The sequence below is a fragment of the Pseudovibrio sp. Ad37 genome, assembly GCF_001623075.1.
In the GTDB taxonomy this organism is placed as follows: domain Bacteria; phylum Pseudomonadota; class Alphaproteobacteria; order Rhizobiales; family Stappiaceae; genus Pseudovibrio.
The window spans coordinates 1-1,640 of the sequence record NZ_LMCF01000203.1 but is presented as its reverse complement, the minus strand read 5'-3'; the positions used below and the strand labels follow the sequence as shown (position 1 = coordinate 1,640).

The window sequence follows — 1,640 nt, the reverse complement described above, 5'->3', positions numbered from 1 at the left end:
ACGTGCAGGAAAAGAGCCAGGATCAGCTCGATCTGCAAGCTCTGCACCGGGTTCGGTCCCGATTGGTCTCGCGTCGTACCGCCACCATCAACCAGATCCGGGCCTTCCTGTTAGAGCAAGGAATTGCTGTGCGCGCGGGCAGCAGCAGTTTGAGAAACTCTTTGTTCGCCATTCTCGACAATCGCGCCAATGAGATTTCTCCGCGTATGCACGACATACTGATCGGCCTTTATGAAGACTGGCTGTGGCTAGACGAACGCATTGATGCGACCAGTACCGAAATCGAACAGATCAGCAAATACGACGTTGGCTGCCAACTTCTGATGAGTATCCCCGGCATCGGACCCATCATCTCCACCGCACTGGTGGCCGCCATCGGCAACGGATTTGCTTTTGAACGCGGACGAGACCTTGGCGCTTGGTTGGGCCTGGTCCCTCGCCAGTACAGCACAGGAGACAAGCCCATCCTGGGCAAAATATCGAAAGCCGGAAATCGCTATTTACGCATGTTGTTGGTGCAAGCGGCACACGTTTTGATGATGCGACCGAAACTTTGGCATAACTTGAGCTTCGGAGACTGGCTGGAGCGGGCATCCAAGCGAATGCATAAGAATAAACTGGCCGTTGCCTTGGCCAATAAGCTGGCAAGGATCGCCTGGAGTGTATTGTACAATTGCACGGAGTTTGACAGCCATACAACTGATATGGAGGCGATCTAACCAGAACCTCCTTAAAGTTCGCGACAGAGCATAAACATGGAACGGAAGAAAGAACGCACCCAAAGTCAGAGGGCCATAATGGTTCTAAGTAACCTGTCCGCTAATTAGACTGTAGGTACGTGCGTATTACCATCAAGGCCACGGCCCGCGTGCCAATTAACAGGTCGGATACATAGTAGCGACTTCAAGCTTCCAAGTGAAAACTCTCTTGCGAAACGCAGGCGGTCCATACATGTTGGCCCAACACCTCGTTGCACAATACACTGGTGGCTACTCGCTAACGTTAAAATCACCATCGGCAAAGAACAGTTCAATCCATTCAATACCAGAGATAGGGGAAGCAGTGCTTGAAAATAAAAAATGGAATAAAAACCATGCTGCATCTGCTGCGAAGTTAATAAAGTTAGTTTCAGTATCTCCATTTCCATTGCCTGCAAGCTATCTAGACTTCTTATCCAAAAGTGATGGTGGAGAGGGGCCGCTTGCTGTTCAACCATGTTGGCTAATCCTGTTTGCTGCCGAGGAGGTTGCGGATATTGAAGAGAGCGCCACCTACCATGAGTTTTTTCCAGGCCATGTTGTGATTGGTAGCAATGGTGGTGGAGTTGCAATCGCATTGACCTCCGATGCTGAGCGGACAACGACTGTCATTGCTTTCGATACGACTAACATTGATTTGAAAGAAAGCGTCGTATTGCTTGCGCCAACATTTGAAGCATTTCTTGCGATGCTTGAGCATAGCCCCTGATCAGCCCCACTTGAGTGGTCCGGTTTGAAAGTTAGTGCATGACTGGCCTTTGGTCTACTGGAATGATTACTTCAGGAGCCGGTGGGCGGAAGTTCAGCGCACTATGGGGGCGTTTGGTATTGTAGTGTATCCTCCACCTTTCGATGATTATTTGGGCTTCACGCAACGAGTAA

Annotated in this window: 3 protein-coding genes; 2 read left to right on the top strand and 1 reads right to left on the bottom strand. The window is 50.1% G+C overall.

What is annotated here, in order from left to right:
* Positions 1 to 719 (top strand): IS110 family transposase (locus PsAD37_RS21275; protein WP_193778320.1); only part of this gene is annotated, 719 nt, incomplete at its 5' end.
* Between the two features lie 232 nt (positions 720 to 951).
* Positions 952 to 1,467, top strand: a complete 516-nt coding sequence (locus PsAD37_RS21270) for an SMI1/KNR4 family protein (RefSeq protein ID WP_153039835.1) — start codon at positions 952 to 954, stop codon at positions 1,465 to 1,467.
* Between the two features lie 31 nt (positions 1,468 to 1,498).
* On the opposite strand, the gene PsAD37_RS27895 is transcribed toward PsAD37_RS21270, so the two are convergent.
* A partial coding sequence (locus tag PsAD37_RS27895; RefSeq protein WP_153039653.1) for an integrase core domain-containing protein occupies positions 1,499 to 1,640 on the bottom strand: 142 nt, incomplete at its 5' end.

What these genes read in the sequence shown, in the direction of transcription:
- PsAD37_RS21270 (WP_153039835.1), top strand. Translation starts at nt 952, where the DNA reads ATGTTGGCCCAACACCTCGTTGCACAATACACTGGTGGCTACTCGCTA.